26 protein-coding genes, 1 tRNA gene and 1 other RNA gene are annotated in these 23,082 nt (G+C 67.2%); 11 read left to right on the top strand and 17 right to left on the bottom strand.

Translation table 11 applies throughout. The annotated features are described in order from the left end of the window. The first annotated feature begins 41 nt into the window (after positions 1–41). From DTO57_RS03215 to ppgK, 3 genes are all read left to right on the top strand, one after another. Positions 42–815: a glycerophosphodiester phosphodiesterase family protein gene (locus DTO57_RS03215; protein ID WP_114116755.1), complete on the top strand. Its 774-nt coding sequence runs from the start codon at positions 42–44 to the stop codon at positions 813–815. A gap of 179 nt (positions 816–994) precedes the next feature. After that, the gene (locus DTO57_RS03220; RefSeq protein ID WP_114116756.1) at positions 995–1,384 is read left to right on the top strand and encodes an RNA polymerase-binding protein RbpA; all 390 of its coding nucleotides are present in this window, start codon (positions 995–997) and stop codon (positions 1,382–1,384) included. Between the two features lie 78 nt (positions 1,385–1,462). Then, complete coding sequence (gene ppgK, locus DTO57_RS03225; protein ID WP_114116757.1) at positions 1,463–2,218, top strand: polyphosphate--glucose phosphotransferase; 756 nt, start codon at positions 1,463–1,465, stop codon at positions 2,216–2,218. Positions 2,219–2,302: 84 nt separating this feature from the next. Here the strand turns inward: ppgK and DTO57_RS03230 are convergent, their stop codons facing one another. From DTO57_RS03230 to DTO57_RS03245, 4 genes are all read right to left on the bottom strand, one after another. Then, complete coding sequence (locus DTO57_RS03230; RefSeq protein ID WP_114116758.1) at positions 2,303–3,703, bottom strand: CAP domain-containing protein; 1,401 nt, start codon at positions 3,701–3,703, stop codon at positions 2,303–2,305. Positions 3,704–3,846: 143 nt separating this feature from the next. Continuing rightward, positions 3,847–4,205: RNase P RNA component class A (gene rnpB, locus DTO57_RS03235), an RNA gene on the bottom strand. A gap of 23 nt (positions 4,206–4,228) precedes the next feature. Beyond that, a complete protein-coding gene (locus tag DTO57_RS03240) occupies positions 4,229–4,960 on the bottom strand; it encodes a zinc ribbon domain-containing protein (protein ID WP_114116759.1) in 732 nt (243 codons plus the stop codon). Position 4,961: 1 nt separating this feature from the next. Further along, positions 4,962–5,034, bottom strand: a tRNA-Val gene (locus tag DTO57_RS03245). Positions 5,035–5,202: 168 nt separating this feature from the next. Here DTO57_RS03245 and aceE point away from each other — a divergent pair. The 6 genes from aceE (at position 5,203) to DTO57_RS03275 (ending at position 12,890) form a co-directional block, all read left to right on the top strand. Beyond that, complete coding sequence (gene aceE, locus DTO57_RS03250; RefSeq protein ID WP_114116760.1) at positions 5,203–7,932, top strand: pyruvate dehydrogenase (acetyl-transferring), homodimeric type; 2,730 nt, start codon at positions 5,203–5,205, stop codon at positions 7,930–7,932. Positions 7,933–8,004: 72 nt separating this feature from the next. After that, the gene (locus DTO57_RS03255) at positions 8,005–9,234 is read left to right on the top strand and encodes a PucR family transcriptional regulator (protein WP_229730319.1); all 1,230 of its coding nucleotides are present in this window, start codon (positions 8,005–8,007) and stop codon (positions 9,232–9,234) included. A gap of 78 nt (positions 9,235–9,312) precedes the next feature. Next, positions 9,313–10,236, top strand: a complete 924-nt coding sequence (locus DTO57_RS03260) for an ACP S-malonyltransferase (RefSeq protein ID WP_114116762.1) — start codon at positions 9,313–9,315, stop codon at positions 10,234–10,236. Positions 10,237–10,259: 23 nt separating this feature from the next. Next, positions 10,260–11,261, top strand: coding sequence for a beta-ketoacyl-ACP synthase III (locus DTO57_RS03265; RefSeq protein ID WP_114116763.1), 1,002 nt, complete (start codon positions 10,260–10,262; stop codon positions 11,259–11,261). 71 nt (positions 11,262–11,332) lie between these two features. Further along, positions 11,333–11,578, top strand: a complete 246-nt coding sequence (locus DTO57_RS03270) for an acyl carrier protein (protein WP_114116764.1) — start codon at positions 11,333–11,335, stop codon at positions 11,576–11,578. 70 nt (positions 11,579–11,648) lie between these two features. Further along, complete coding sequence (locus DTO57_RS03275; RefSeq protein WP_114116765.1) at positions 11,649–12,890, top strand: beta-ketoacyl-[acyl-carrier-protein] synthase family protein; 1,242 nt, start codon at positions 11,649–11,651, stop codon at positions 12,888–12,890. A 69-nt stretch (positions 12,891–12,959) separates the two neighbouring features. On the opposite strand, the gene DTO57_RS03280 is transcribed toward DTO57_RS03275, so the two are convergent. Beyond that, positions 12,960–13,460, bottom strand: coding sequence for a DUF3145 domain-containing protein (locus DTO57_RS03280; protein WP_114116766.1), 501 nt, complete (start codon positions 13,458–13,460; stop codon positions 12,960–12,962). A 307-nt stretch (positions 13,461–13,767) separates the two neighbouring features. Here DTO57_RS03280 and DTO57_RS03285 point away from each other — a divergent pair, with 307 nt between their 5' ends. Continuing rightward, positions 13,768–14,580: a tyrosine-type recombinase/integrase gene (locus tag DTO57_RS03285; protein ID WP_114116767.1), complete on the top strand. Its 813-nt coding sequence runs from the start codon at positions 13,768–13,770 to the stop codon at positions 14,578–14,580. 16 nt (positions 14,581–14,596) lie between these two features. Beyond that, positions 14,597–14,779 carry a hypothetical protein gene (locus DTO57_RS14320; RefSeq protein WP_162785639.1) on the top strand — a complete coding sequence of 61 codons (183 nt, stop codon included), beginning with the start codon at positions 14,597–14,599 and terminating at the stop codon, positions 14,777–14,779. Here DTO57_RS14320 and DTO57_RS03290 read toward each other — a convergent pair. From DTO57_RS03290 to DTO57_RS03345, 12 genes are all read right to left on the bottom strand, one after another. Further along, positions 14,765–14,971 carry a phage holin gene (locus DTO57_RS03290; protein ID WP_114116768.1) on the bottom strand — a complete coding sequence of 69 codons (207 nt, stop codon included), beginning with the start codon at positions 14,969–14,971 and terminating at the stop codon, positions 14,765–14,767. The genes DTO57_RS14320 and DTO57_RS03290 overlap by 15 nt on opposite strands. A gap of 8 nt (positions 14,972–14,979) precedes the next feature. Further along, positions 14,980–15,189 (bottom strand): hypothetical protein, encoded by a 210-nt coding sequence (locus tag DTO57_RS03295; protein ID WP_114116769.1) that lies wholly within the window; start codon positions 15,187–15,189, stop codon positions 14,980–14,982. After that, on the bottom strand, positions 15,186–15,785 hold the full coding sequence (locus DTO57_RS03300) for a M15 family metallopeptidase domain-containing protein (RefSeq protein ID WP_114116770.1): 600 nt from the start codon (positions 15,783–15,785) through the stop codon (positions 15,186–15,188). Before DTO57_RS03300 ends, DTO57_RS03295 begins: the two co-directional genes overlap by 4 nt. After that, positions 15,782–16,525, bottom strand: coding sequence for a hypothetical protein (locus tag DTO57_RS03305; protein ID WP_114116771.1), 744 nt, complete (start codon positions 16,523–16,525; stop codon positions 15,782–15,784). The genes DTO57_RS03300 and DTO57_RS03305 overlap by 4 nt, the downstream gene beginning before the upstream one ends. Further along, positions 16,526–17,791 (bottom strand): hypothetical protein, encoded by a 1,266-nt coding sequence (locus tag DTO57_RS03310; protein WP_114116772.1) that lies wholly within the window; start codon positions 17,789–17,791, stop codon positions 16,526–16,528. Next, complete coding sequence (locus DTO57_RS03315; protein ID WP_114116773.1) at positions 17,791–19,692, bottom strand: M23 family metallopeptidase; 1,902 nt, start codon at positions 19,690–19,692, stop codon at positions 17,791–17,793. Before DTO57_RS03315 ends, DTO57_RS03310 begins: the two co-directional genes overlap by 1 nt. Further along, on the bottom strand, positions 19,683–21,086 hold the full coding sequence (locus DTO57_RS03320) for a phage tail family protein (RefSeq protein ID WP_114116774.1): 1,404 nt from the start codon (positions 21,084–21,086) through the stop codon (positions 19,683–19,685). The genes DTO57_RS03315 and DTO57_RS03320 overlap by 10 nt, the downstream gene beginning before the upstream one ends. Positions 21,087–21,220: 134 nt before the next feature. Further along, positions 21,221–21,544 (bottom strand): hypothetical protein, encoded by a 324-nt coding sequence (locus tag DTO57_RS03325; protein WP_114116775.1) that lies wholly within the window; start codon positions 21,542–21,544, stop codon positions 21,221–21,223. A 1-nt stretch (position 21,545) separates the two neighbouring features. Further along, positions 21,546–21,950: an HK97 gp10 family phage protein gene (locus DTO57_RS03330; protein ID WP_114116776.1), complete on the bottom strand. Its 405-nt coding sequence runs from the start codon at positions 21,948–21,950 to the stop codon at positions 21,546–21,548. A 2-nt stretch (positions 21,951–21,952) separates the two neighbouring features. Continuing rightward, positions 21,953–22,348, bottom strand: a complete 396-nt coding sequence (locus DTO57_RS03335) for a hypothetical protein (protein ID WP_114116777.1) — start codon at positions 22,346–22,348, stop codon at positions 21,953–21,955. Positions 22,349–22,357: 9 nt separating this feature from the next. Continuing rightward, positions 22,358–22,744 (bottom strand): hypothetical protein, encoded by a 387-nt coding sequence (locus DTO57_RS03340; RefSeq protein ID WP_114116778.1) that lies wholly within the window; start codon positions 22,742–22,744, stop codon positions 22,358–22,360. Continuing rightward, entirely contained in the window at positions 22,741–23,082 is a 342-nt protein-coding gene (locus tag DTO57_RS03345) for a hypothetical protein (protein WP_114116779.1), read from the bottom strand. The genes DTO57_RS03340 and DTO57_RS03345 overlap by 4 nt, the downstream gene beginning before the upstream one ends.

The following is a 23,082-nucleotide window of genomic DNA, read 5'->3' on the forward strand; positions in this document are numbered from 1 at the left end:
ATCGGAACGTGGCCGTAATCCTCATGAGTTAAAGTCGCGACATGGCGTCACACCCGTTCTTCGAGGGGCTCACCTCGCCTCGAATCCTCGCCCACCGCGGTCTCGTGACCGACGAGATGCGGGAGGAGGGAATCGCCGAAAACTCCGTTGCCGCGATCGCGGCCGCGCACGCCGCCGGCGCCGAGATCGTCGAGTCCGACTGCCACCTCACGTCCGACGGCGTCGTCGTGTTGTTCCACGACGACAACCTGCAGCGCGTCGCGGACGACCCCCGCGCGCTCGCCGACGTCACCCTCGCGGAGCTCGAGCAGATCATGTCGACCCGCGGCGGCCTCGCGACGCTCGCGCAGGCGCTCGACGCGTTCCCCGAGTCGCGCTTCAACATCGACGTGAAGGCCGCGGCAGCGGCCGTCCCGGCCGGCGAGATCGTCGCGCCCCACGCGAGCCGCGTGCTGCTCACGAGCTTTTCCGACAAGCGACGCAAGACGGCGCTCGCCGCGGCGCGGCGGGCGGGCGGATCCCCCGCGACGTCCGCGGGCTACTCCGTCATCCTCCGCCTCGCCGCTGCGGTGCGCATCCTGCCCCTCGCCGACGTGATCCGGCGGATCCTGCGCGGTATCGACGCGCTCCAGATCCCGGAGCGGAGCGGCCCGATCCGCGTCGTCACCGAGCGCCTCATCGCCGCGGCCCACGCGAACGGCGTCGAGGTGCACGTGTGGACGGTGAACGATCTCGACGACATGCGCCGGCTTCTCGACATGGGCGTCGACGGCATCGTCACCGACGTCGCCGATCGGGCGCTCGCGGCAAGGTGATTGACGCCGGCGTACGGGAGCGATAACGTCCGCCACAGGGGATGCATCGGCAACGACGCCGGGCGTCAACAGGCGGTTCCCTCTGGGCATCAGCTGGGAAACCCTTTGTTGTCGCGCCGTTTCGGATGATCCGCTCAGCGCAGTTCGTTAGACCTAACAAACGACGAGAGGACACGAACATGGCAGATCGCAGCCTGCGTGGTATCCGACTCGGCGCCCAGAGCCTCCAAAGCGAAGAGGGCGTCGTGTTCATGGAACGCAAGGAGCACACGTATGTGTGTAGCTCGTGTGGTCGAGAGACGACACTGATGTTCGCCGCCGACGCCGAGGCACCGGCCACCTGGGAATGCCGCACCTGCGGATCCGAGGCACTTCTGCAGACCGCAGACGGCGCAGCCGAGGTCGACCGCTCGGGCGAGAAGGTCGCGCGTACGCACTGGGACATGCTCCTGGAGCGCCGCACCGTCGAAGAGCTCGAGCAGCTTCTTGCTGACCGTCTCGAGTTTATTCGCGAACGCCGCGGCGAGGGCGAAGACCCGACGCGCGAGAAGAAGGCGAAGCGCGCCTAACGCGCACTTTCACGATGCCGGGATCCGCAAGCGGGTCCCGGCATCGTCATGTCTCCGCGTTCCCATAGACTGGTGCTCATGACAGAAGCACCGCAGCTTGCGATCGGAATTGACATCGGCGGCACCGGCATGAAGGCCGGCATCGTTGACCTTGCCACCGGCTCACTGGTGAGCGATCGTGTTCGCATCCCCACGCCCGAGGGCGCCACTCCCCCCGACGTGCTGGCCACGGCCCGCGAACTGATCGTCCTGCTGGGCGACCAGGCGAAAGACCTGCCGATCGGCGTGTGCTTCCCCGCAAGCGTCAAGAACGGCGTCACGCTGTCGGCCGCCAACGTCTCGGACGAGTGGATCGGCCTCGAGGCGAACAAGCTGTTCAGCGATGCGCTCGGCCGCGACATTCACTTCGTGAACGACGCCGACGCCGCCGGCCTTGCCGAGCTGAAGTTCGGCGTCGCGAAGGACCAGCCGGGCCTGTCGATCATGACGACCCTCGGCACCGGCATCGGTTCGGCGTTCCTGTTCGACGGCAAGCTCGTCCCGAACACCGAGCTCGGCCACCTGATCTGGAAGAACAAGAGCATCGAGCTCTACGCCTCGGCGTCGGCACGCGAGCGCGCCGACATCTCGTGGGCGAAGTGGACGAAGCGCCTGCAGAAGTTCTACTCGCACGTCGAGATGCTCTTCACCCCCGACCTCTTCATCGTCGGCGGCGGCGTGTCGAAGAACCCGGAGAAGTTCCTCCCGGGCATCAAGACCAACGCCCCCATCGTTGTCGCGCAGCACCAGAACAACGCCGGCATCATCGGCGCCGCGAGCCTGGTTCTCGGCTAACCTCCACCGCCCTGTCTAAAGCGCAACTCTGTCGGCGACGAAGTTGCGCTTTAGACAGGGCTGCTTTCGCAAGATCATGGCAGCCTATCTCGCCGCGTAGAACCCGACGCCCTCGTAGCTCCAGTTCTTGTCGCCGGTGCGGATCGCGTCGGCCTCCGCCTTGCTCGCGGTGAAGAAGTGCTTGCCGAACTTCGACGACCAGAAGCGGTAAACGGGCTTCGTCGACGACGAGGATCCGGACGCGGCGCAGAACGCGACGCCCTCGTAGCTCCAATTGCGGTCGGTTCGCCGGATCGTGTCCGACTCCGTGCGGCTCAGCGTATAGAAGTGCGACTCGAACTTCGACGACCAGAAACGGTAGACCGGGGTCTTCCCCGACGCGCACTGCGTGCCGCTCGCGCCCCAGACGCGGAAGTCCTCGCCCTCGTACGTCCAGTTCGGGTCCTTGGCCTTGAGGTTCTGTGCCTCGCTACCGCTGACGGTATAGAAGTGCGCGTTATTGAACTTCGACGACCAGAACCGGTACACCGGCACCGTGCCGCCCTTCGGCGCGGGCGACACCGACTTCGGCACGACCGCCTCGGCCTTCGCCTGGTTCTTGCCCGCGTTGCTCTTGCGGTTGGTCGCGATGCCGTGCCACAGCGTGATGCGATTGCCGGCGCCGAGGTTCTCGGCGAGAATCTGCACCTCGTAGTCGTCGGCCGTCGCGTAGGGGCCGATCGAGATGCTGAACGTGCCGTCGGCGGCGGTCTTCGTCGTCGCCCACGTCGCGTGGATCGCGTATCGCAGCGTGATCGGCTTACCGGGCGCCGACGGATCCGTCACGCGGCCCGTGAAGGTGACCACGCCGTCGCGCGGCACGGACACCGAGGTGACGCTCCCCCGCGGGTCGTCGGGGTGCGACGTCGCCGTGTACATCGACGAGTTCGTGTCGCGGGCCTTGCCGCTGCCGCCGGTGCTGAACTCCTGCACCATGAAGTACCGGCCGTCCTCCGCCACCGCGACCCCGATGCCGATGCGGTCGACGTTCGGCTCGAGAAGGTGCGCGCGGTGCGCCGGCGAGCTCAGCCAGCCGGCGACCCCGCGGATCCCGTCGGGCGCGAGGTGCATGTTCTCGTAGAGCGCGCCGGTCCAGCCGTATTCCCACCCGCCGGCGTCGGAGAGCAGGTTCGGGTTGTGCGTGTAGCCGTGCTGGCTATACGTGTTGGCCCAGTTCTGCGCGACGGCGCCGAGCTTCGGCGACGCCAACACGGGCTGCAAGCCCGCCTGGATCCGCGCGTTGTTCGTCGCCGCGAGGATCTGCGCCTTCACGAGCTCGACGTTCGCGGCATAGGGCGTGTGGTTGCCCGCGGCGACGGTCTCGACGGGTGGCACCTCCTCGCCCGTCGTCTGGGCGACCGCCGATGCGGCGCCGGTCGTAACGAGGAGCGCGGCGACCACCGCGGCAGCGAATGCGCGGCGGATCCGCGCGCGGGTGAAGACCATGGCCTGCCTTCGAATGCGTGGAGCTTGGAAAACGCTGAGTGGGTCAGCACTCCGAACATATCGCGTGATCGGACTCCACGCGTAACCGCGGCGCGCACGAAAAGACCCCCAGCAGGGCCGAAGCCGAACTGGGGGTAAAAAAGCGAATGGGCCACCCGATACGCCGGGTTCTGTTCAAGAGACGAATCTCTCTCGACGGCCATCTCTCTCGGCGACACGTTGCCGTGCCGCTCTAGCAACCTACCCGAGGACTCGGCGGGCCGCGTCATCATCCTCTGTTGGTCTTGCTCCGGACGAGGTTTACCCAGCGAGCCGTGTCACCACAGCCCCTGGTGGTCTCTTACACCACCGTTTCACCCTTACCCATCCGAGGATGGGCGGTCTACTCTCTGTTGCACTTTCTCGCGGATTGCTCCGGGTGGGTGTTACCCACCATCCTGCCCTGTGGAGCCCGGACGTTCCTCGGCGCGCTACTGCGCGACGCGACCGTCTGGATGACCCATTCGCTGGTCTAGTCTACGGGCCTCACAGGCCCGATTCATGTGTGCGCACCATGATGCAACCGCACTCTGGGCAGTACACCACGTCGTCGGCCGCGGCCTTGCGCAGAGCGTCGACATCCGTCGGCGCGAGCGCCATGTGGCAGCCGCCGCACGTGCCGTGCTGGAAGTGTCCGGCGCCGACGCCGCGAGCGGCGAGGCGCTCGTAGTCGGCGAGCAGCGGATCCGGGATCCGGCCCGCGACCGCCTCGCGATCGCTGGTGAGCTGCGTGAACTCGGTCGTGGCGGCCTCGACGGCGGCCTTGCCCTCGGCACTCAGGCGCTGGCCCTCGGTCGAGATCCCGCCGAGCACCTCCTCCTGCTCCGAGACGCGCTTCTCGGCGGCCTGCAGGTCTTCCATCAGCTCGAGCTCGCGGGTCTCGAGGCCGTCGATGCGGGCCGCGAGGGCCTCGATCTCGCTCTCGAGGGCGCGCGCGTCGCGGGCGACGGCGGTCTGGCTGAGGCGCTCCTCGTCGCGCTCCTTGCGTCCGCGGGCGACCTTGATGTCGCCCTCGACACGCTGGAGCTCGGCCTTGATATCGTCGCGCGTGTTGGTGCGCTCAATCAGGGTGCGACCGTGTTCGTTGCGCGACGCGATGAGCTCTTTCACGCGGGCCGCGTGCGGCGGGTTCTTCCGCTGCGCATCGACCCGCTCGAGAGCCACGTCAATCGATACGAGATCGAGCAGAATTCGCTGGTCAGCTGCGGATGCCTTCACGTGGGTCCTGCCGGGATCGAACCGACGACAACCTGGGTGTAAACCAGGTGCTCTACCAGCTGAGCTAAGGACCCGTCCGATCAATCCTAAGGCCGTTTGTCGCCTACGCTTGCACTCGGCACCCGAAAAGAGTGGATAGTCTGGTGTCATACGTGTGCGATGGCCCCGACCACAGCTCGCTACCTCGCACAACTCGATCCGCAAGCCGGGCATGATCTGCCCGCACGACGAAAGGTCACCTGGTGGCAGTTCACGATCAGGATCCGTACTCGCAGGGCACTGTTGACAGCGACCCCGAGGAGACCGCCGAATGGCAGGAGTCCCTCGACCAGCTCGTTGATGCAAAGGGTGCCCAGCGTGGACGCGAGGTCATGCTGAGCCTCCTGCATCGCTCGAAGGAACGCCGTCTGGGCGTTCCGATGGTTCCCACGACGGATTACGTCAACACGATCTCCGCGGAAGACGAAGCTGCTTTCCCGGGTGACGAGGACCTCGAGCGTCGCTACCGCCGTTGGATCCGCTGGAACGCGGCCATGACGGTGCACCGCGCTCAGCGCCCCGGCATCGGTGTGGGCGGCCACATCTCGACGTACGCGTCGGCCGCCGCCCTCTACGAGGTCGGCCACAACCACTTCTTCCGCGGTCAGGACGACGCCGTCGGCGGCGACCAGATCTTCTACCAGGGCCACGCATCGCCCGGTATGTACGCGCGCGCCTTCCTCGAGGGCCGCCTCTCCGAGCAGCAGCTCGATGGCTTCCGCCAGGAGAAGTCGGCGGCGCCGTACGGCCTGCCGTCGTACCCGCACCCCCGCCAGATGCAGGACTTCTGGCAGTTCCCCACCGTTTCGATGGGTCTCGGTCCGATCAACGCGATCTACCAGGCCATGACGAACAAGTACCTCGAGGCGCGCGGCATCAAGCCCGTCGCCGACTCACACGTCTGGGCCTTCCTCGGCGACGGCGAGATGGACGAGGTCGAGTCGCGCGGCCAGCTTCAGGTCGCCGCGAACGAGGGCCTCGACAACCTCACCTTCGTGATCAACTGCAACCTGCAGCGCCTCGACGGCCCTGTGCGCGGTAACGGCAAGATCATCCAGGAGCTCGAGAGCTACTTCCGCGGTGCCGGCTGGAACGTCATCAAGGTCGTGTGGGGCCGCGGTTGGGACGAGCTTCTCGCCCGCGACACCGAGGGCGCGCTGCTCAACATCATGAACTCGACGCCGGACGGCGACTACCAGACGTTCAAGACGGAAGACGGCGCGTTCGTTCGCGAGCACTTCTTCGGTCGCGACCCCCGCGCGCTCAAGCTCGTCGAGAACTACACCGACGACGAGGTCTGGGCCCTGCAGCGCGGTGGCCACGACTACCGCAAGGTCTACGCGGCCTACAAGGCGGCCATGGAGCACAAGGGTCAGCCGACGGTCATCCTCGCGAAGACCATCAAGGGCTACGGCCTCGGCCCGCACTTCGAGGGCCGCAACGCGACCCACCAGATGAAGAAGATGACGCTGGAAGACCTCAAGCTCTTCCGCGACACCATGCAGATCCCGGTGACCGACAAGCAGCTCGAGGACGACCCGTACCGTCCCCCGTACTTCCACCCGGGCAAGAACGACGAGACGATCGAGTACATGCTCGAGCGTCGCCGCGCGCTCGGTGGCTTCCTCCCGGAGCGCCGCACCACCAACGTGCCGCTGGAGCTCCCGAAGGACAAGGACTACTCGCTGCCCAAGAAGGGTTCGGGTAACCAGGAAGTCGCCACGACTATGGCCTTCGTGCGCATGCTGAAGGACCTCATGCGCGTCAAGGGCTTCGGTAACCGCATCGTGCCGATCATCCCGGACGAGGCCCGCACCTTCGGTATGGACTCGTACTTCCCGTCGGCGAAGATCTACAACCACAACGGCCAGAACTACCTCTCGGTCGACCGTGACCTGCTGCTCGCCTACAAGGAGAGCCCGCAGGGTCAGATCATGCACGTCGGCATCAACGAGGCCGGCGCGGTCGCGGCGTTCACCGCCACCGGAACGTCGTACTCGACGCACGGCGAGACCCTCATCCCGGTCTACATCTTCTACTCGATGTTCGGCTTCCAGCGCACGGGCGACGCCTTCTGGGCCGCCGGTGACCAGCTGGCCCGCGGCTTCGTGATCGGCGCCACCGCCGGTCGCACGACGCTGACGGGTGAAGGCACGCAGCACATGGACGGCCACTCGCCGCTCCTCGCCTCGACGAACGACGCGGTCCTCTCCTACGACCCCGCCTACGGCTACGAGGTCGCTCACATCGTGCAGTCGGGTGTCGAGCGCATGTACGGCGGCACCCACGAGAACCCGAACGTCATGTACTACCTCACGGTGTACAACGAGCCGTTCAAGCAGCCAGCAGAGCCGGAGAACGTGGATGTCGACGGCATCGTGCGAGGTATCCACCGCGTCTCCGAGGGATCCGGCGACGGACACCGCGTGCAGCTCCTCGCCTCGGGCGTGGGCGTGCCGTGGGCGTACGAGGCCCAGGAACTCCTCGCGAACGACTGGGGCGTGTCGGCCGACATCTGGTCCGTCACCAGCTGGAACGAGCTGCGCCGCGACGGCCTCGCCGTCGACGAGCACAACTTCCTCAACCCCGCCGACGAGCCCCAGACGGCATACGTCACGCAGAAGCTGCAGCACGCCGAGGGCCAGCCCTTCGTCGCGACGAGCGACTTCATGCACGCGGTTCAGGACCAGATCCGTCCCTGGATCCCCGGCCCCTACGCCACGCTCGGTGCCGACGGCTTCGGGTTCAGCGACACCCGCGCCGCGGCGCGACGCCACTTCAAGATCGACGGCGCCTCGATGGCCGTCAAGGCGCTGCAGATGCTCGCCGACCAGGGCAAGGTCGACCGCTCGGTCGTCGCCCAGGCGATCGAGAAGTACCGCCTGCACGACGTGAACGCGGGAACGTCGGGCAACGAGGGCGGCGACGCCTAACCTGAGAAGGTACCGCACGGGCGGGGATCGGAAGGCTTCGATCCCCGCCCATCGTCGGTGATGAGGAGTCTCATGACAGAATCCACTCGCGTAGTAGGTATGGACAAGCAGGCGACGCTCGCCTGGCTTCGACGCATCTCGGGAGATATCTCGACGGCAACGCTTCGCCGTCTCGAGGACTCCCTCCCCTGGTATTCGGAAATGCCCCCGGGGCGCCGCTCGGCCGTCGGCCTCGTGGCACAGGCGGGCATCACCTCGTTCATCGAGTGGTACGAGGATCCGACCCACACCCCCACGATCGCGGCCGACATCTTCGCGGCCGCGCCCCGCGAGCTCCTGCGCAGCGTCAGCCTGCAGCAGACGCTGCAACTCGTTCGCATCACGGTCGATGTGACCGAGGAGAAGGTCGCCGGCCGAGGCGACCACCTGCGCGAGGCGATCCTGCTGTACTCGCGCGAAGTAGCTTTCACCGCCGCCGACGTCTACGCCCGCGCGGCCGAGTCCCGCGGTCTGTGGGACGCGCGCCTCGAGGCTCTCGTCGTCGACACGATCCTCACGGGCGAGACCGACGACGAGCTCCCGAGCCGCATCGCGGCGCTCGGCTGGCACGGCCACGGCGAGGTCGCCGTGCTCGTCGGCACGACCCCCTCGAGCTTCGATGTCGACCAGGTGCGCCGCAAGGCGCGCAAGCTCGGCGTCGACGTGTTGATCGGCGTGCAGGGCTCGCGGCTCGTGCTCGTCGTCGGGCGGGCCGAGGATCCGTCGGCGGACCACCACGACACGGCGCCCGGTCACGCGTTCGTCGACATCGCGACCGAGCTCGAGCCCTATTTCGGATCCGGTCACCTCGTGCTCGGTCCGACCGTACCGGCTCTCGTCGACGCGAGCCGCAGCGCCCGCGCGGCGCTCGCGGGCTTCGCCGTTGCCGCCTCGTGGCGCGCGGCGCCGCGGCCCGTCGAGGCCGACGACCTTCTCCCCGAGCGCGCCCTCGCGGGCGACGTTATCGCCAAGCAGACGCTCGTCGAGCGCATCTTCCGGCCGCTCGAGGGCCACTCGACCGACCTCGTGACGACGCTCTGGAGCTACCTCGATAATGGCCGCTCGCTTGAGGCGACGGCGCGCGAGCTGTTCGTGCACCCGAACACCGTCCGCTACCGCCTGAAGCGCGTCAGCGACGTCATTGGCTGGGATGCGACGGGACCGCGCGAGGCGCTCATCCTGCAGACCGCGCTCATCCTCGGATCCATCAGTTCTTCGGAACACGCGCGGCGTCGCCAGTCGGCGCGTCGTGCGCGATCGTAGTATTCACACAACGACACGCGACATTCTTGTACGAATGTCGCCAGGCTGGGCGCGCATGCGCCGGGAAGAATGTATCGAGTGATTGTTGCCGCTTTCCCCGGACAGGGTTCGCAGACGCCAGGGTTCTTGATCCCGTGGCTTGAATCGGCCGACGCGCGCGAGCGCCTCGAGCGATACTCGGAGGCCGCCGGTGTCGACCTCGTCGCCGCCGGTACCGAGTGGGACGCCGACCAGATTCGCGACACGTCCGTCGCGCAGCCGCTCATCGTCGCGGCCAGCATCCTCGCTTGGCAGCAGCTCAGCGACGCCGAGCGCGCGCGCTTCGGTGGCGTCGCAGGCCACTCCGTCGGCGAGATCGCCGCCCTCATCGCGGCGAACGTCATCAGCGACATCGACGGCATGCGCCTCGTGGGCGCCCGCGGGCGCGCGATGGCCGAGGCTGCCGCCCTCGCCGAAACCGGCATGAGCGCGGTCGTCGGCGGCAAGGAGCCCGAGGTGCTCGAGGCGATTGCAGCCGCGGGCGTCTCCCCCGCCAACTTCAACGGCGGCGGGCAGATCGTCGCCGCCGGCGCGCTCGACGGCCTCGCCGCCCTCGCGGAGAATCCGCCGCGCGGCGTGCGCGTCATCCCGCTGCAGGTCGCCGGCGCATTCCACACCGCGTACATGTCATCCGCGGGCGACGCGCTTCAGGCCGCGGTCGACGACATCTGCCTCGTGCAAGACCCCGCGCTCCCCCTCTGGACCAATAGCGACGGATCCGTCGTCACGAGCGGTTCGCGGGCGCTCGAGCTGATCGTGCACCAGGTGCAGAACCCGGTGCGCTGGGACCTCTGCATGGAGTCGTTCGCCGAGGCCGGCATCACGGGCCTCGTCGAGTTCACCCCCGCCGGTGCCCTCACGGGCCTCGCAAAGCGCGGCCTGCGCGGTACCCCCGCCGTTGCCCTCAAGACCCCCGACGATCTGGCCGCCATGGGCGACCTCCTCGCCGAGACCGCTCACTGATCCTCGGACGCAGGAGAAACCTCATGACTTCCGTACTGAACCAGGCACCGATTACCGCCTACTCGCGCATCCTCGCGATGGGCGCGGCGCGCGGCGAGAACGCCGTCCCGAACGACGACCTCGTCGGCCCGATCAACTCGAGTGACGAGTGGATCCGCCAGCGCACGGGTATCGCGACCCGCGCCCGCGCGGACCGCGGCACGAGCGCGATCGACCTCGCGACCACCGCCGCCAAGGAGGCCGTCGAGAAGGCGGGCATCGACCCCGCCGAGATCGGCGTCGTCATCGTCGCGACGATCTCGAACCCGAAACAGACCCCGTCGATGGCCGCCATCGTGGCCGACGCCATCGGTGCGACGCCCGCCGCGGCGTACGACATGAACGCCGCCTGCGCCGGATACTGCTACGGCATCGCCCAGGCCGACGCTCTGATCCGCACAGGTGCCGCGAAGTACGCCGTCGTCATCGGTGCCGAGAAGCTGAGCGACATCGTCGACCCGACCGACCGGTCGATCTCGTTCCTCCTCGGTGATGGCGCGGGAGCCGCCGTTCTCGGCCCGAGCGACACGCCTGGTGTGTCGGTCTCGCAATGGGGTTCGGACGGTTCAAAGGCCCACCTCGTCGGCATGAACCACACCCTGACCGAGTTCCGCGACGGCGAGTCCGAGTGGCCGACGCTGCGCCAGGAGGGCCCGAGCGTCTTCCGCTGGGCCGTCTGGGACATGGCTAAGGTCGCCAAGAAGGCGCTCGACGACGCGGGCGTGAAGCCCGAAGACCTCGCGGCTTTCGTGCCTCACCAGGCAAATGGCCGCATCATCGACGAGTTCGCGAAGCAGCTCGGCCTGCCCGACACCGTCAAGATCGCGCGCGACATCGAGACGACGGGTAATACCTCAGCCGCCTCGGTTCCGCTGGCGACCCACCGCCTGCTCGAGGAGAACCCCGACCTCTCCGGCGGCCTCTCGCTGCAGATCGGCTTCGGCGCGGGCCTCGTGTACGCCGCCCAGGTCGTCGTTCTGCCGTAAAAGTTTGTTCTTCCGCCATAGACTTAATGGCGGTTTCCCTGACCATCAGCCACTACCAAGGAGATAATCCCATGGCACTGAACACCGAAGAGGTCCTCGAGGGTCTCGCCGAGCTCATCACCGACGAGACCGGAATCGACGCCGGCGAGGTTGCGCTCGAGAAGTCGTTCACCGACGACCTCGACATCGACTCGATCTCGATGATGACGATCGTCGTCAACGCCGAGGAGAAGTTCGGCGTCACCATCCCCGACGACGAGGTCAAGAACCTCAAGACGGTCGGCGACGCGGTCACGTTCATCACGTCGAACTCCTAAGCGATACCGGGCGCCGCGGAACTCCGCGGCGCCCGGCTCATAGTCATCATTTGGAGCAAGGAAACCACGAATGACCAAGCGCATCGTCGTCACTGGCATCGGCGCATCGTCGGCAATCGGCGGTACCGCTGAAGAGAACTGGAAGAACCTGCGCGCAGGCGTCTCCGGCACTCGTACGCTGACACACGACTGGGTTGAGCAGTACCAGCTCCCCGTCACCTTCGCGGCAGAGGCATCTGTGCGTCCCACCGACGTTCTGCCCCGCCACGAGGCCAAGCGCCTCGACCCCTCGACGCAGTTCGCCCTCATCGTCGCCCGCGAGGCGTGGGAAGACGCGGGTAGCCCCGACGTCGCGCCCGAGCGCCTCGGCATCGACTGGGCGACCGGAATCGGCGGCGTGTGGACGCTGCTCGACGCGTGGGACACCCTGCGCGAAAAGGGCCCCCGTCGCGTCATGCCCCTCACGGTTCCGATGCTGATGCCGAACGCCGGCGCCGGCAACCTCTCCCTTCAGCTCGGCGCGAAGGCCTTCGCCCGCACCGTCGTGAGCGCGTGCGCCTCGAGCACCGAGTCGATCGGCAACGCCTACCAGCACCTGCAGGATGGCCTCGCCGACGTCGTGATCGCCGGTGGCGCCGAGTCGGCGATCCACCCCATCACGATGGCGTCCTTTGCCTCGGCTCAGGCGCTGTCGAAGCGCAACGACTCCCCCGAGACGGCATCCCGCCCCGGCGCGATCGACCGCGACGGCTTCGTCATGGGTGAGGGTGGCGCCGCCATCGTCCTCGAGACGGAAGAGCACGCCAAGGCGCGCGGCGCGAAGATCTACGCCTACCTCGCGGGCGCGGGCGTGAGCGCAGACTCGTACCACATCACGGGTAACGACCCCGAGGGCCGCGGCGCCGAGCGCGCCGTGCGCCTCGCGCTCGAGCAGGCCGGCGCCACACCGGAGGAGGTCACGCACATTAACGCGCACGCGACCTCGACGCCCGTGGGTGACCCCAACGAGTACAACGCCCTGAAGAACGTCTTCGGCGACCGCCTCACCGAGATCCCCGTCTCGGCGACCAAGGCGTCGACCGGTCACCTCCTCGGTGGCACGGGCGCTCTCGAGGCCGTCTACACGATCCTCGCGCTACGCGACCGCGTCGCGCCGCCGACGATCAACATGACCGAGCCCGACCCCGAGGTGCCGTTCCTGCTCTCGGGCGAGGACCAGCCTCTCGGCGATGGCCCGCAGCTCGCGATCAGCAACTCGTTCGGCTTCGGCGGACACAATGCCGTCGTGGCGTTCCGCTCGTACGACGGCTGATTCACGCCAGACGTAACGTGGCCCCCGGAGTGTTCTCCGGGGGCCACGTTGGTCTATGGGGTGTTCGGCCTAGCCGACGCTGCTCGAGAGCCACACGACGGGCGCGTCGTCGCCCGCGACGCGGAACACCTCGAGCTCGTCGTCCCAGGCCGTGCCGAGGGCAAGATCGAGCTCGCGGCGCATCTCCCGCGGATCCGTCAGCTCCAGAGCCACGCGGATCCGCTCCTCCGGCACCGTGATGCTGCCCGCCGCGTCCATCTGCGAGTGGTGGATCCCGAGGTCGGGGGTGTGCATCCAGCGGCCGCCGAGCGACGCCGTCGTCGGCTCCTCGGTCACCTCGAAGCGCAGCTGCTCCCACCCGCGGATCGCGGACGCGATGATCGCGCCCGTGCCGGCGAAGCCGTCCCACGGAAACGCGGCGCGGCGCGTGCCGGGGAGGGCGGGCTGGTCGCTCCACGAGAAGTGAACGGGGCGGCCGATCGAGCGGCCGACGGCCCATTCAAGGTGCGGGCACAACGCCTTTGGCGCTGAGTGGATGAAGACCACTCCGCGCGCACGAGGTGTCGCCATGATCTCTCCGTTTCGTCAGGTGCGGCTTCCCCTCCGAGCCTGACCGGTGCGACATGTGCGACGTTGTTCTGCTGTAGATTCGATTCTGCCTCACCTGTCGTCGTATGACAACACGGCAGAAACAAGACGACCCCCACTCCGAAGAGTGGGGTTCGTCTAGAGCTCCCCGAGTTGGACTCGAACCAACAACCTGCCGGTTTCAAGTCCGCCGAGGTTATCCACGTTGACTTCACGCGCCCGGCTGCGCGCGCCTGAGCGTCGCGGCGTAGGCTTGCCGACCGTGCAGTAGCGCGGCATATTCCGAGGGATGAGCCCGTTGAAAAACGATGAGATCATCGCGCGCTTCGCCACCTGGCTAGAAGCGACCGGCCGCGCAGACGGCACGATTAAGCTGCGCCTCGCGCACGTCGCCCGGCTTGGCCGGCGCGTGCAACTCACGCTCGCGAACGACGAGCATCTCGAGACCGCGCTCGGTGCGACGAGGCACCTCGCGCGCGACACACGCCACTCGATCCTCGCGAGTTGGCGACTCTTCTACCGGTGGGCAGTCGCGAAGCGGCTCGTCCTGGTGGATCCAACGGTCGAGCTCGGCTCGATCCCGGTGCCGGTACGTCTCCCCCGCATCGCGCCCGATGCCGCGATCGCGAGCGCACTGCGAAGCGCCGACGCGCGAGACCGTGCGCTCGTCATGCTCGGCCGGTATGCGTGCCTGCGACTGAGCGAGATCACGACGCTCAAGATGATGCACCGCGACGGCGACCGCCTGCACGTGCGCGGCAAGGGCGATAAGGACCGCGTCGTGTACCTCAACGACGAGGTGCTCGCGGCGCTGCGCGTCCTTGAGCGCGCGCTACCCGATGGGCACTACTTCCCAGGCGAGACCGACGGGCACCTGCATCCGCAGTCGGTGCACAAGATCATCAAGCGCGTGACGGGTTGGCATCCGCACGCTCTCCGGCACGCGGGCGCGACGGCCGCGTACCGTGCGACTCGAGACCTGCGAGCGGTCCAGGCAATGCTCGGGCATAGCTCGCTCGCGACGACGCAGCGCTACCTTCATCTCGATGACGACTCGATGCGAGCGGCCGCGGCCGGCACGGTCATCAAGCTCGCCGCATAGCCGATACCCTCGAGGTGTGAATCTCAGTGAAATGCTCGAGGCCGGCGCTTGGGCTGGCCTCGTCGCCGGTGTCGTCGTGTTTCTCGTATCGTGCCTGATCCTGTGGATCATCATCTATACGGCCGTTCGCGCCGCGCTGAGCGCTCATCGCGAGGCGCTCGCGCGGCGCAGCGGCCGCTATGATCTACCGCCGCGGTAGGTTCTTCGCGGCGACGGCGTTGGATCCGGTGAGGATCGCGCCGACGAGCGAGAGCCAGAGTCCGCTCTGCTCGGCCGTGAGCACGCCGTAGCCGACGAGCAGGGCGCCGACGGTGATCGCGATGCCGTAGAGCCACGCGCGGATCTCGGGGCGCGGGATCCACTTGTTGGGGGTTTCGGTCGGGTTAGTCATGGTTCCTCCTAGTCGAACAGGCCCGGCGGGGGTGGCGGCGGCGGCGGCGGGTTGCCGCGGTAGATGTGGTCAATGAGCTGGCGGTTATGCAGCCACAACAGGTGGTTGTCGGCTTTCCACCTCGTGAGTTGCACTGCGAGGGTCACACCACCGGCAACGAGCGCGGCGATCACGGTGCCGAGGAAAACCAGCAGCGCGATCACGAGCGTTTCGGTCATCGACGCAGCAGGTCGGTGAGGCTCTGGCCGGCGTTCTTGACGGATCCGCCGATGCGCTGCTTGATCCAGCCGAGCGCGCTCGAGTGCGTCTCCTGGTTGCGGATAACCTGGTCGAGGTCCTCGCGGGCGCTCGTCTTTCGGCTGCCGGATCCGCCGAGCTGGTTCTTGATGAACTCGAGGTTGGCGCGGTCTGTTTCGGTGAACATGTCGTCCTCACTTTCAGTTGTGTAGTGGTTGTCGCGGGTCGTGGCGTACTCGAAATGCCACGGCTCGATAAGCACACCGCCGCGGTACACGGTGCGGATCCAGCCGTGATCTTCGAGTAGCTCGAGGTGCTGCTGCCCCTCGTCGGTGTCGATCGCATTGCCCCAGCAGTGCACGCTGTTCTTGGAATCGAACGCGAGCGGTGCCCAGGGGCCGGTGCCGTTGAGGTATGCCTGGTAGGCGGCGTGGTTCGCGTCCGCCTGCTCGGCCGAGCGGCCGGCCTCGGTGATCTGCATCTCGTGGCCGAGCGCGGCGTCGATGCGCCGGATCGATGCCGCGGCCTCGGCGGATGCCCAGCCGCGACCGTGGCCGAGGTCTACGTATTCGGTCATGGCTTTACGTCATCTCCCCAGCGGAGTCCGTAGTAGGCCATCAGGTTCTTTACCTCTGCCACGCGAAATTCGCTAACGGCGAGGGTCGGGAAAACTATGACCTCTGCGATGTCGATTGCCTGACTTTGGGCGCCCGAGCCTCGACGCTGCCCCACCCGGATAGTGCTGAGAGAGGGATCGGTCGTGATGCCGAGCGTGGGCGAGAACTGGAGGTCGACGCCGATGTTCACCGTCGATGCTGTGCGCGTGACCGTGAATACGTGCCAGTCAGTATCCGGGATCCACGGATGCGTCGCGAGGGTCGTGTCCGAGCTGGAGTAGACGTATCGCAGCCGGTTCGGGCCAGCATCGAAGAGCGTGAGGTCCCACCTGTTAGCCCCCGAGGGGCCGTTGAAGAAGATCGTCTGGAAGCCCGCTGTCGACTTGAGCCTTGCCACGATCATGATCGTGGCGGCGGCACGGGAATTAGGATCCGTCGATACGCTCAACGCGTCGTTCACGCCGTCCAGCTCCGCGAAGCTGAAGCCCGTGCCCGAGCCTCGCTTAATGGGGTCGCCCACCACGGCCGGGATCGACGGGTTCGTGGAGCCCGGCCCAGTCGGTATAGCAGTGATCGGCGATCCCAGCGCGTCGGGTGCCATGCCCGGCACAATGCGGTTGTACGGGAACGGATTGAGCAGCGGGGCAGGCCGGTAGAACGGCGACCCGCTCATCGCCTGGGGGATCGTGTGGGCAACCATTTAGAGACCTCGCTTTCGCATCTGGAACGCGATCTCGTGCCCGAGGGCCGTAGAGCACGCAGGGTTGAAGTGGATGTCATCGGACATAATTTGAGGCGGTGGTGCATCCAGCGACATGGCTGCGAGGTCCTCAGATGTCGGGGTTAGGCCCATCGCATAAATCGCCTTGTGAACCAACCACTCCCGGACATCCCAGAACTGAGTGGGCCAATTATCGGCACGCCAGGTGTTGATCGCTCGAATCTTGGCGTAGTTCTGGGTGTTCGATGTCTCGCTCGTCCCGTTGGTCACCGCGAGGATCATCTTGCGACCCGTGAAGTGGCTCATCACGGCCGTGTCGTCGCGCTGGATCCCGGCGCTGTTGTCGATGTTGTTACGACCCGACCAATAGATAAGGGGCATGCGCTCAAAGCCGACGCCCGTACGGTGAGGGACGTCCGGGGCGACGACGAACGTAGTCCCAGCGGGGCAAGGGACTGAGTCGCCCGCTTCGTCTCGGACGAAGCGCGGGGTAAGGTTCGACGCCGAGCGGAACCAATATGTGCCGTACACGCCAGCGAGCCAACCCTTGACGTACCACTGAACCGAAGTGGTCCTCCAGGTAGCGTCAGGGTCGAGCGCGATGACGTCGACACTTCCCGACGCAGGGATCGTGTTCCCGCTCACAGTCATCTTCACGGGGAGCGCACCGAGTCGAAACGCTACCTCGGTCGAGGATTGCCCCGCCTGTCCGAGGTCCACGGTGTTGATAAACGTGTCATCTGCCAGGACTTGTACCCAGTTGTCGTTCGCCGTGAGCGAGTCGCCTGCGCAAACGATGGGGCCGGCGAGGTCAGAAGGTGAGCCTGGATCAGTGGAGCCGCCACCCGTGAGATTGAATCCGAGTTCGGTGAGCACGCGAGCGATCAGCGTGGCCGACTGAGGCGTGGGTGCCCCGTCCGACCGGCGAGCCTCAAGGAACGTTCCGAAACCGTTCTGATCCTTCCAAAAGACGAGAGGATCCCCGACAGTCATCCAGGGGTACGCCGGGTCCGTGCGGCGTGCAATGCTAGCGTCATTGAGTTCATCTTCGACCAGCGGCGGTACGAGATCGTTGACCAGCGGCGGTACGAGATCTTCGACCAGACCTTGAAGACCGGCGGCGCTCGTCCGGTCATCGATGTGCTTGTCAACGTCCTTCGCGAACGTCTCCAGCTCGGGGCCGAGGTTCTTCGCCTTGCTAGCGCCGTCGGGGTACCGGATACCGTGCTCTGTGATGCCGGCCATTAGTGGATCCCTTCATGAACGTTGCCGAGGTCGGCAATCGAGATGTCGTCGGCGAACTGGCCGATCAGCGGCGGGTCGGTCGTGACGAGCTCGGCGACCGTGAGGCCGGCTCTCGCCATGAGCGCGGGCGCTGCAGTGAGGTCATGCGTCCACCCGCCGTCGGCGTAGACGAGGGTGCCGCCGATGAACTGGTGCACACGCGAGATGTCGAGCAGGTCGGCGAACACGGATCCGGGGAAGTAGACCGGCACCTGCTTGCACGACGTGTCGAGCCACCCGTACGTGATCGGGTAGTCGTAGTCGAAGTTGCGCCAGTCGAGGCGCAGTGTCGGCATGACGGCCGCGCCGCGCAGCTGTGCCAGCGCGTCGGCGGTCTCCGAGGCGATCCGCTCGCCGATGTCACCCTCGCCAGCGATCGGCGCTGGTGCGGTCTCATGGCCGTAGAGGTCCATCCAGCTGTGCGGGTTCATGTGCTGGCCGTTGAGCCACGTCTCGAGGTGAAGATGGTTGCCGAACGAGTTGCCGGTGTTGCCGACGTAGCCGAGCACGGTGGTCTTCTCAACGGCCTGGCCGTTGATGACGCTCGGCGCGTTGACCATGTGCGCATAGACCGTCTTGAGGCCGTCGCCGTGGTCGATCTGTACGCCGTTGCCCCAGCCGTGCCAGCCGTCGTTGACCGACAGGATCAGCGACACGGTGCCAGCGCCGACCGGGTGAATGGCAGCGCCGCCGATGCCGGCATAGCTGAAGTCGATGCCGGCGTGGAAACCCTCGTAGGGCGCCGTGCGCCAGCCGTAGTCCGAGGTGACGTAGTCGAGCGAGAACGGCCATTCGTAGTCGCCGCCGGGCGTCTCGGGGTCCGGGTCGGGGTTGGCTGGATCCTCGTACGCGGCAAGCAGGTCGACCTCGATGCGGTGCTCGCGCCGGCCGACGAGCGAGCCGTCGTATCCGTCGACGGCGTGCTCGGTGACGGTCTTGTACTCGGCCGAGAACAGGCCGCCGTCGGTGTCGTCGCCGAGGGTGAACGCGGTCTGCGTCACCTGCACGATGTCGATCGACTCGTCGGCGCCGGTCGCGGCCTTGTACCCGTCGGGAACGACGATCTTCGATGCGGGGATCGCGTAGCCGGCGGTGCCGACGCGCATGTTAATCACGTTGCTCTCGTAGGCGAGCTTCACGGCCGGGCCGACAGCGGGCTTGCCGAGCAGGACCGCGTTGCTCGAGGGCTCGTAGATCGGGTAGCCGAGCGGGTGGATCGCGTAGGTGCCCTCGATGAGATCGAGAATGCTCTTGCCTTCGCCCCACGGGATCAGGCGCGTGACCATCTCCATGCCGTCGTAGGGGTCATTCCAGTCGATCGCGTCAACGATCTGATCGGCGCCCTGCTCCATCATCGCGACGACGTGACGCGCGGGGCGCACGAAGCCGTCAACTGCAAGGCGCTCGAGGTATCCCCAGTAAGCCGGCCCGGCCGCCTGCACGACGAGGTCAACCACGCCGGGGCCAGGGAGCACGGCCTTGGCGAGCTCGGCAAGCTTGTCGCTCGCCTGAATCGAGAGGACCCATACGCGGCGGCGGGTGAACGTGTGCGGATCCGAGATCCAGCGGATCTCGACGTCGTAGTCATCGACGCGGCCGTTGAAGATGCGGCGGGCCGGGCTCACGTCATCGCCCGCGCGCCACACCTCGATCGGCTTACCGGTGAGGGCCTGGTAGCCGTTGAGGTGCGCACGCGGGTCGATGATCTCGCAGTACAGCTGCGCCGGGTTGGCGCGGTCGATGTGCGACGAGCGGCCCCACGTGATCTTGATGCCCTCGAGACCGATACGGCCGGTGTCGCGCCACGACGACGACACGGCCTCGCCGTCGATGCGGATCTCGGGTGCGTCGGTCAGCGCCATCGGGTGCCCCCGGTGGTCTTGCCGGTGCGGCCGGTGCGCTTGTTGAGCACCTTCTCGATCGTGCGGGCGGTGCCGTCGGCGTCGATCGCGCCGTTCACGGTGACGTTGTACGTGTCGCCGGCCGAGCGCGCAGCGGATCCGCGGGCGGGCGCGATGCGCGAGGTGATCGCAGAGAGCGACGGCACGCCCGCAGAGACCGCCTGCATCGTCGCCGACAGGTTAGACACGCCCGCGAGAGCGGTCGTGTCTGCCTGGTATGCGACCGTCGCGGTCTGCTGAATGCCGAGCCAGTCGCCCGAGAAAAAGTCTCCGATGGAAGAACCGACGTTCGCGAACCAGTCGCCGATCGCCTTGAACCAGTCGACCACGGCCTGCAGCGCGTCGCTGAGCCAGTCGAGGACGGGCTGAGCGGCCGTCTTGATGTCCTCCCAGTGCGTCGCGACGAGCACGATACCGGCGACGAGGGCGCCGAGCGCGGTGATGACGATGCCGACCGGGTTAGCGCTCATGGTGATGTTCATCGCGATCTGCGCGGCGCGCGCGGTGACGAGCGCGGCCGCGAAGATGCCGAGCGCGACCGCGAGGGCCTGCACAGTCTCCGAGTTCTCCGAGGCCCACGTCGCGACCTTCTCGAGGATGCCCGCGAGCTCCACGAGGGTTGGCAGCAGGGCCTCGCCGAGCTTGGCCTGAGCGTTCTCCCACTCAGCGGTCGCGCGTGCCTGCGCGCCCGCGGCCGTGTCGGACTCTCGCGCGAACTGGCCTTGCGCGGCGCTCGTCTGGCTCGTCAGCAGTGCCAGCGTGGCCTGCATCTTCGCGTTGGCATCGCCCGCGGCATACAGGTCACCGAGGCCCATCGAGAGCGCCTGCGCCTTAACCGACGCCTCGGTGATCGACACGCCGTAGCGCTCGATCGGGTCACGCTCGCCGCGCAGCAGGCTCGAGACCGCCTCGACGGCGTCGGCGGTCGTGCCGCCGAACGTCGCCGCGAGGTCAGCACCGAGCGCGATGAGCGTGTCGGTCTGCGTCGTGAGCTCGGATCCCGCGAGCCCCATGTTCTCCATCTGCGCGCCGAGCACGCTCGCGAGAGCGTTGTACGACTGCGCCGACAGGCCGACCGCCTGCGCGGCGTCCTCGGCGTACGCGAGGATCGCGTCGGACGAGGCACCGAAGATCGATTCGACAGCGCCGGCCGCCTGCTCGGCCTCGCTCGCGACGCCGGCAACATGCCACGCGGTCGCGGCGAGGCCCGCGAGCGCCGCCGCCGCGCCCTTGGAAGCACGCTCGAAGGTGGACTGCATCGCCTTCGCGCGCTTCTCAGCCTCGCGAAACGCCTTCGACGCCTCGGTGGCGTCGCCGACGATGCGGACACTGAGGATAGCGGTCTTGCCGGCCATGTCAGCTCACTTCCTTCGGGACTGTGCTTCTGCTGCTCGATCGGTCAGGATGCCGACCATCGTGTGAATATCGAGGGGGTCCTCGCGGAGCAGGGCGCTCGGTGCGATCCCGGTCTCGATAGCGAGGGCGCAGATCAGCTCACGAGCGGATCCGCTGGGGTGTCTTCCCCCAGGCCCTCAACCTCCGGCGCGTCGTCCGCCTCGTACGGGTCGACGTCGATCGCGTGAACCTCGTCGGCGTTCGTGCCCTCGAGGAACTGATCGAACGACACGTCGAAGTGGCCGGCGCGCTTGCCGGCCGACCAGGCGAGGACGGCGTTGAAGCGGAACGGGTTGTCGGCGATGCTGCCGAAGCGCTTATTGGCGCGGAAGTACGTCTCGGCGCCGACCTTGTCGAGCAGGGTCGGGCGCACGATGCACTCGGTGCCGTCAGACAGGCCGATCTTGTATTCCTGCATCTCACTTGCCTTTCACTTTTGCGATCGCCTGCTCGGAGAATCGCTCGTACAGTTGCCGCCACTTGTGCTCGGTCTCGCGAGCGCTCTTGGCGATGAACGGGTGTGCCGCGATGTCGCGGTCGGGCCAACCCCAGTGGATCGCGCCCGCGTAGGGAACTCCCCCGTTGGCGCGGTTGTTGCCGGCCCTGATGACGCCGGCGCGGTTCGTCGCGCCGACGCGCAGGGTCTGTGCGAGTCGGCCGCTGCGCTTCGGCACCTCGGTGCCGGCACGCTTCATGGCGATCTCTGCCGCCTCGCGGTTGACGGGCTTCAGCTCGCGGATGTCGACGCCCGCGCGGCGCAGCGTCCGCGAGAGGTTCGATGCACCGTTGAGGGTGAAGCCCGGCTTGCGCGAGTGCTCGGCCATGATTACTCGATCTCAGGGCGCCCGATGATCGGGAACGAGAAGTCCGAGGTGTTTTTGGTCTTCACGTCGCCGCCGATGTTCACGGCGCGGATCCGGCAGGTGCCGGTGTAGGTCTTGGTCACGCTGTTCACGGGCTTGAACGTGAACGTCACTTCCTTGCCGGCGTTCGTGAGGCACCAGTCCTCGAGGGCGTCGGTCTCGAGCTGCTGTCGGATCGTGCCCTCGAGTGCCCACGTTTCCTCGTCCTGCTCGCGCTCGGTCGAGCCGTCCAGCAGGTCGAGCACGTCGCCGTCGGAATACGACGGGACGAGCGAGGTGGCGGTCGTGTGGGCTGCGAACTGTCGAAGTGTGCCGGTCTCGCCGAGGGTCAGCGTGCCGGGGCCGAGTGCGTTAGCCATGATGGCTCCTTAGATGTCGTGGATCGGATCCGGCACAAGCTCGAGCTCGTAGCCGGGCATAGGCGGCTCGCCGTCGGCGACGAGCATCGGGGTGGGGGTGCCGTTGGCGAGGTTGATCGCCGCGGCGCGCATCGCCCCGATGATGCCCTCGAGGGTGTCCCACGCGGCGTTGATGTCGTCCCACGGCCCGGCGGCGACGTGCACCGTCCACGTCTCGGTGGTCTCGTTCCACGAGGTGAACTCGAGCTTCGGGGGCAGCACGACGACGGCGCCGTAGGTGTAGCCGGCGCCCGCCTCGAGCGGGTCGATCGTGACGAGCACGTGGTCGAGGCCGGCCGCGTCGCAGGCGGCCTCGATGTCGTCGCGCAGCAGGATCGCGCGCTCTCGGGTACTCATGCGAACGCCATCGGAAGATACGGTGCGAGCAGTGGATATGCCTGCGTCATCGGGTCGCGGTTGATGCGGACGACGCTTGCCGCTTCGACGCCGGATCCGAACTGCACGACGCCGTTGCGTGCGGCACGGCGGTAGAACAGGTCGGCGCCGACCTCGAGCACGGCCCGCGACCGAATGACCTCGGGCACGTCGGCGTCACGCACGTGACGCGCGACGAGCGCCTCGGCCTCGGCCGTGCAGTCGCTTGCGAACGCCGCGAGCTGCGCGTCGGGAGCCGTGCGCGCGTTGACGAACCACTCGAGGGTGACCTCGTCGGCTTCGATCGCGGGCGTGCTCAT

This window comes from Microbacterium sorbitolivorans (genome assembly GCF_003327285.1).
GTDB classification, from domain to species: domain Bacteria; phylum Actinomycetota; class Actinomycetes; order Actinomycetales; family Microbacteriaceae; genus Microbacterium; species Microbacterium sorbitolivorans.

Bases quoted from the DNA above. Each gene is read 5' to 3' on its own strand.
- DTO57_RS03310 (WP_114116772.1), bottom strand. From the start codon at position 17,791: ATGGCCGGCATCACAGAGCACGGTATCCGGTACCCCGACGGCGCTAGC.
- DTO57_RS03330 (WP_114116776.1), bottom strand. From the start codon at position 21,950: ATGGCCGAGCACTCGCGCAAGCCGGGCTTCACCCTCAACGGTGCATCG.
- ppgK (WP_114116757.1), top strand. From the start codon at position 1,463: ATGACAGAAGCACCGCAGCTTGCGATCGGAATTGACATCGGCGGCACC.
- DTO57_RS03265 (WP_114116763.1), top strand. From the start codon at position 10,260: ATGACTTCCGTACTGAACCAGGCACCGATTACCGCCTACTCGCGCATC.
- DTO57_RS03290 (WP_114116768.1), bottom strand. From the start codon at position 14,971: ATGACTAACCCGACCGAAACCCCCAACAAGTGGATCCCGCGCCCCGAG.
- DTO57_RS03340 (WP_114116778.1), bottom strand. From the start codon at position 22,744: ATGAGTACCCGAGAGCGCGCGATCCTGCTGCGCGACGACATCGAGGCC.
- DTO57_RS03285 (WP_114116767.1), top strand. From the start codon at position 13,768: ATGAGCCCGTTGAAAAACGATGAGATCATCGCGCGCTTCGCCACCTGG.
- DTO57_RS03300 (WP_114116770.1), bottom strand. From the start codon at position 15,785: ATGACCGAATACGTAGACCTCGGCCACGGTCGCGGCTGGGCATCCGCC.
- DTO57_RS03345 (WP_114116779.1), bottom strand. From the start codon at position 23,082: ATGAGCACGCCCGCGATCGAAGCCGACGAGGTCACCCTCGAGTGGTTC.
- DTO57_RS03275 (WP_114116765.1), top strand. From the start codon at position 11,649: ATGACCAAGCGCATCGTCGTCACTGGCATCGGCGCATCGTCGGCAATC.
- DTO57_RS03270 (WP_114116764.1), top strand. From the start codon at position 11,333: ATGGCACTGAACACCGAAGAGGTCCTCGAGGGTCTCGCCGAGCTCATC.
- DTO57_RS03335 (WP_114116777.1), bottom strand. From the start codon at position 22,348: ATGGCTAACGCACTCGGCCCCGGCACGCTGACCCTCGGCGAGACCGGC.
- DTO57_RS03220 (WP_114116756.1), top strand. From the start codon at position 995: ATGGCAGATCGCAGCCTGCGTGGTATCCGACTCGGCGCCCAGAGCCTC.
- DTO57_RS03280 (WP_114116766.1), bottom strand. From the start codon at position 13,460: ATGGCGACACCTCGTGCGCGCGGAGTGGTCTTCATCCACTCAGCGCCA.
- DTO57_RS03320 (WP_114116774.1), bottom strand. From the start codon at position 21,086: ATGGCCGGCAAGACCGCTATCCTCAGTGTCCGCATCGTCGGCGACGCC.
- DTO57_RS03230 (WP_114116758.1), bottom strand. From the start codon at position 3,703: ATGGTCTTCACCCGCGCGCGGATCCGCCGCGCATTCGCTGCCGCGGTG.
- DTO57_RS03215 (WP_114116755.1), top strand. From the start codon at position 42: ATGGCGTCACACCCGTTCTTCGAGGGGCTCACCTCGCCTCGAATCCTC.
- DTO57_RS03305 (WP_114116771.1), bottom strand. From the start codon at position 16,525: ATGGTTGCCCACACGATCCCCCAGGCGATGAGCGGGTCGCCGTTCTAC.
- DTO57_RS03315 (WP_114116773.1), bottom strand. From the start codon at position 19,692: ATGGCGCTGACCGACGCACCCGAGATCCGCATCGACGGCGAGGCCGTG.
- DTO57_RS03295 (WP_114116769.1), bottom strand. From the start codon at position 15,189: ATGACCGAAACGCTCGTGATCGCGCTGCTGGTTTTCCTCGGCACCGTG.
- DTO57_RS03255 (WP_229730319.1), top strand. From the start codon at position 8,005: ATGACAGAATCCACTCGCGTAGTAGGTATGGACAAGCAGGCGACGCTC.
- DTO57_RS03325 (WP_114116775.1), bottom strand. From the start codon at position 21,544: ATGCAGGAATACAAGATCGGCCTGTCTGACGGCACCGAGTGCATCGTG.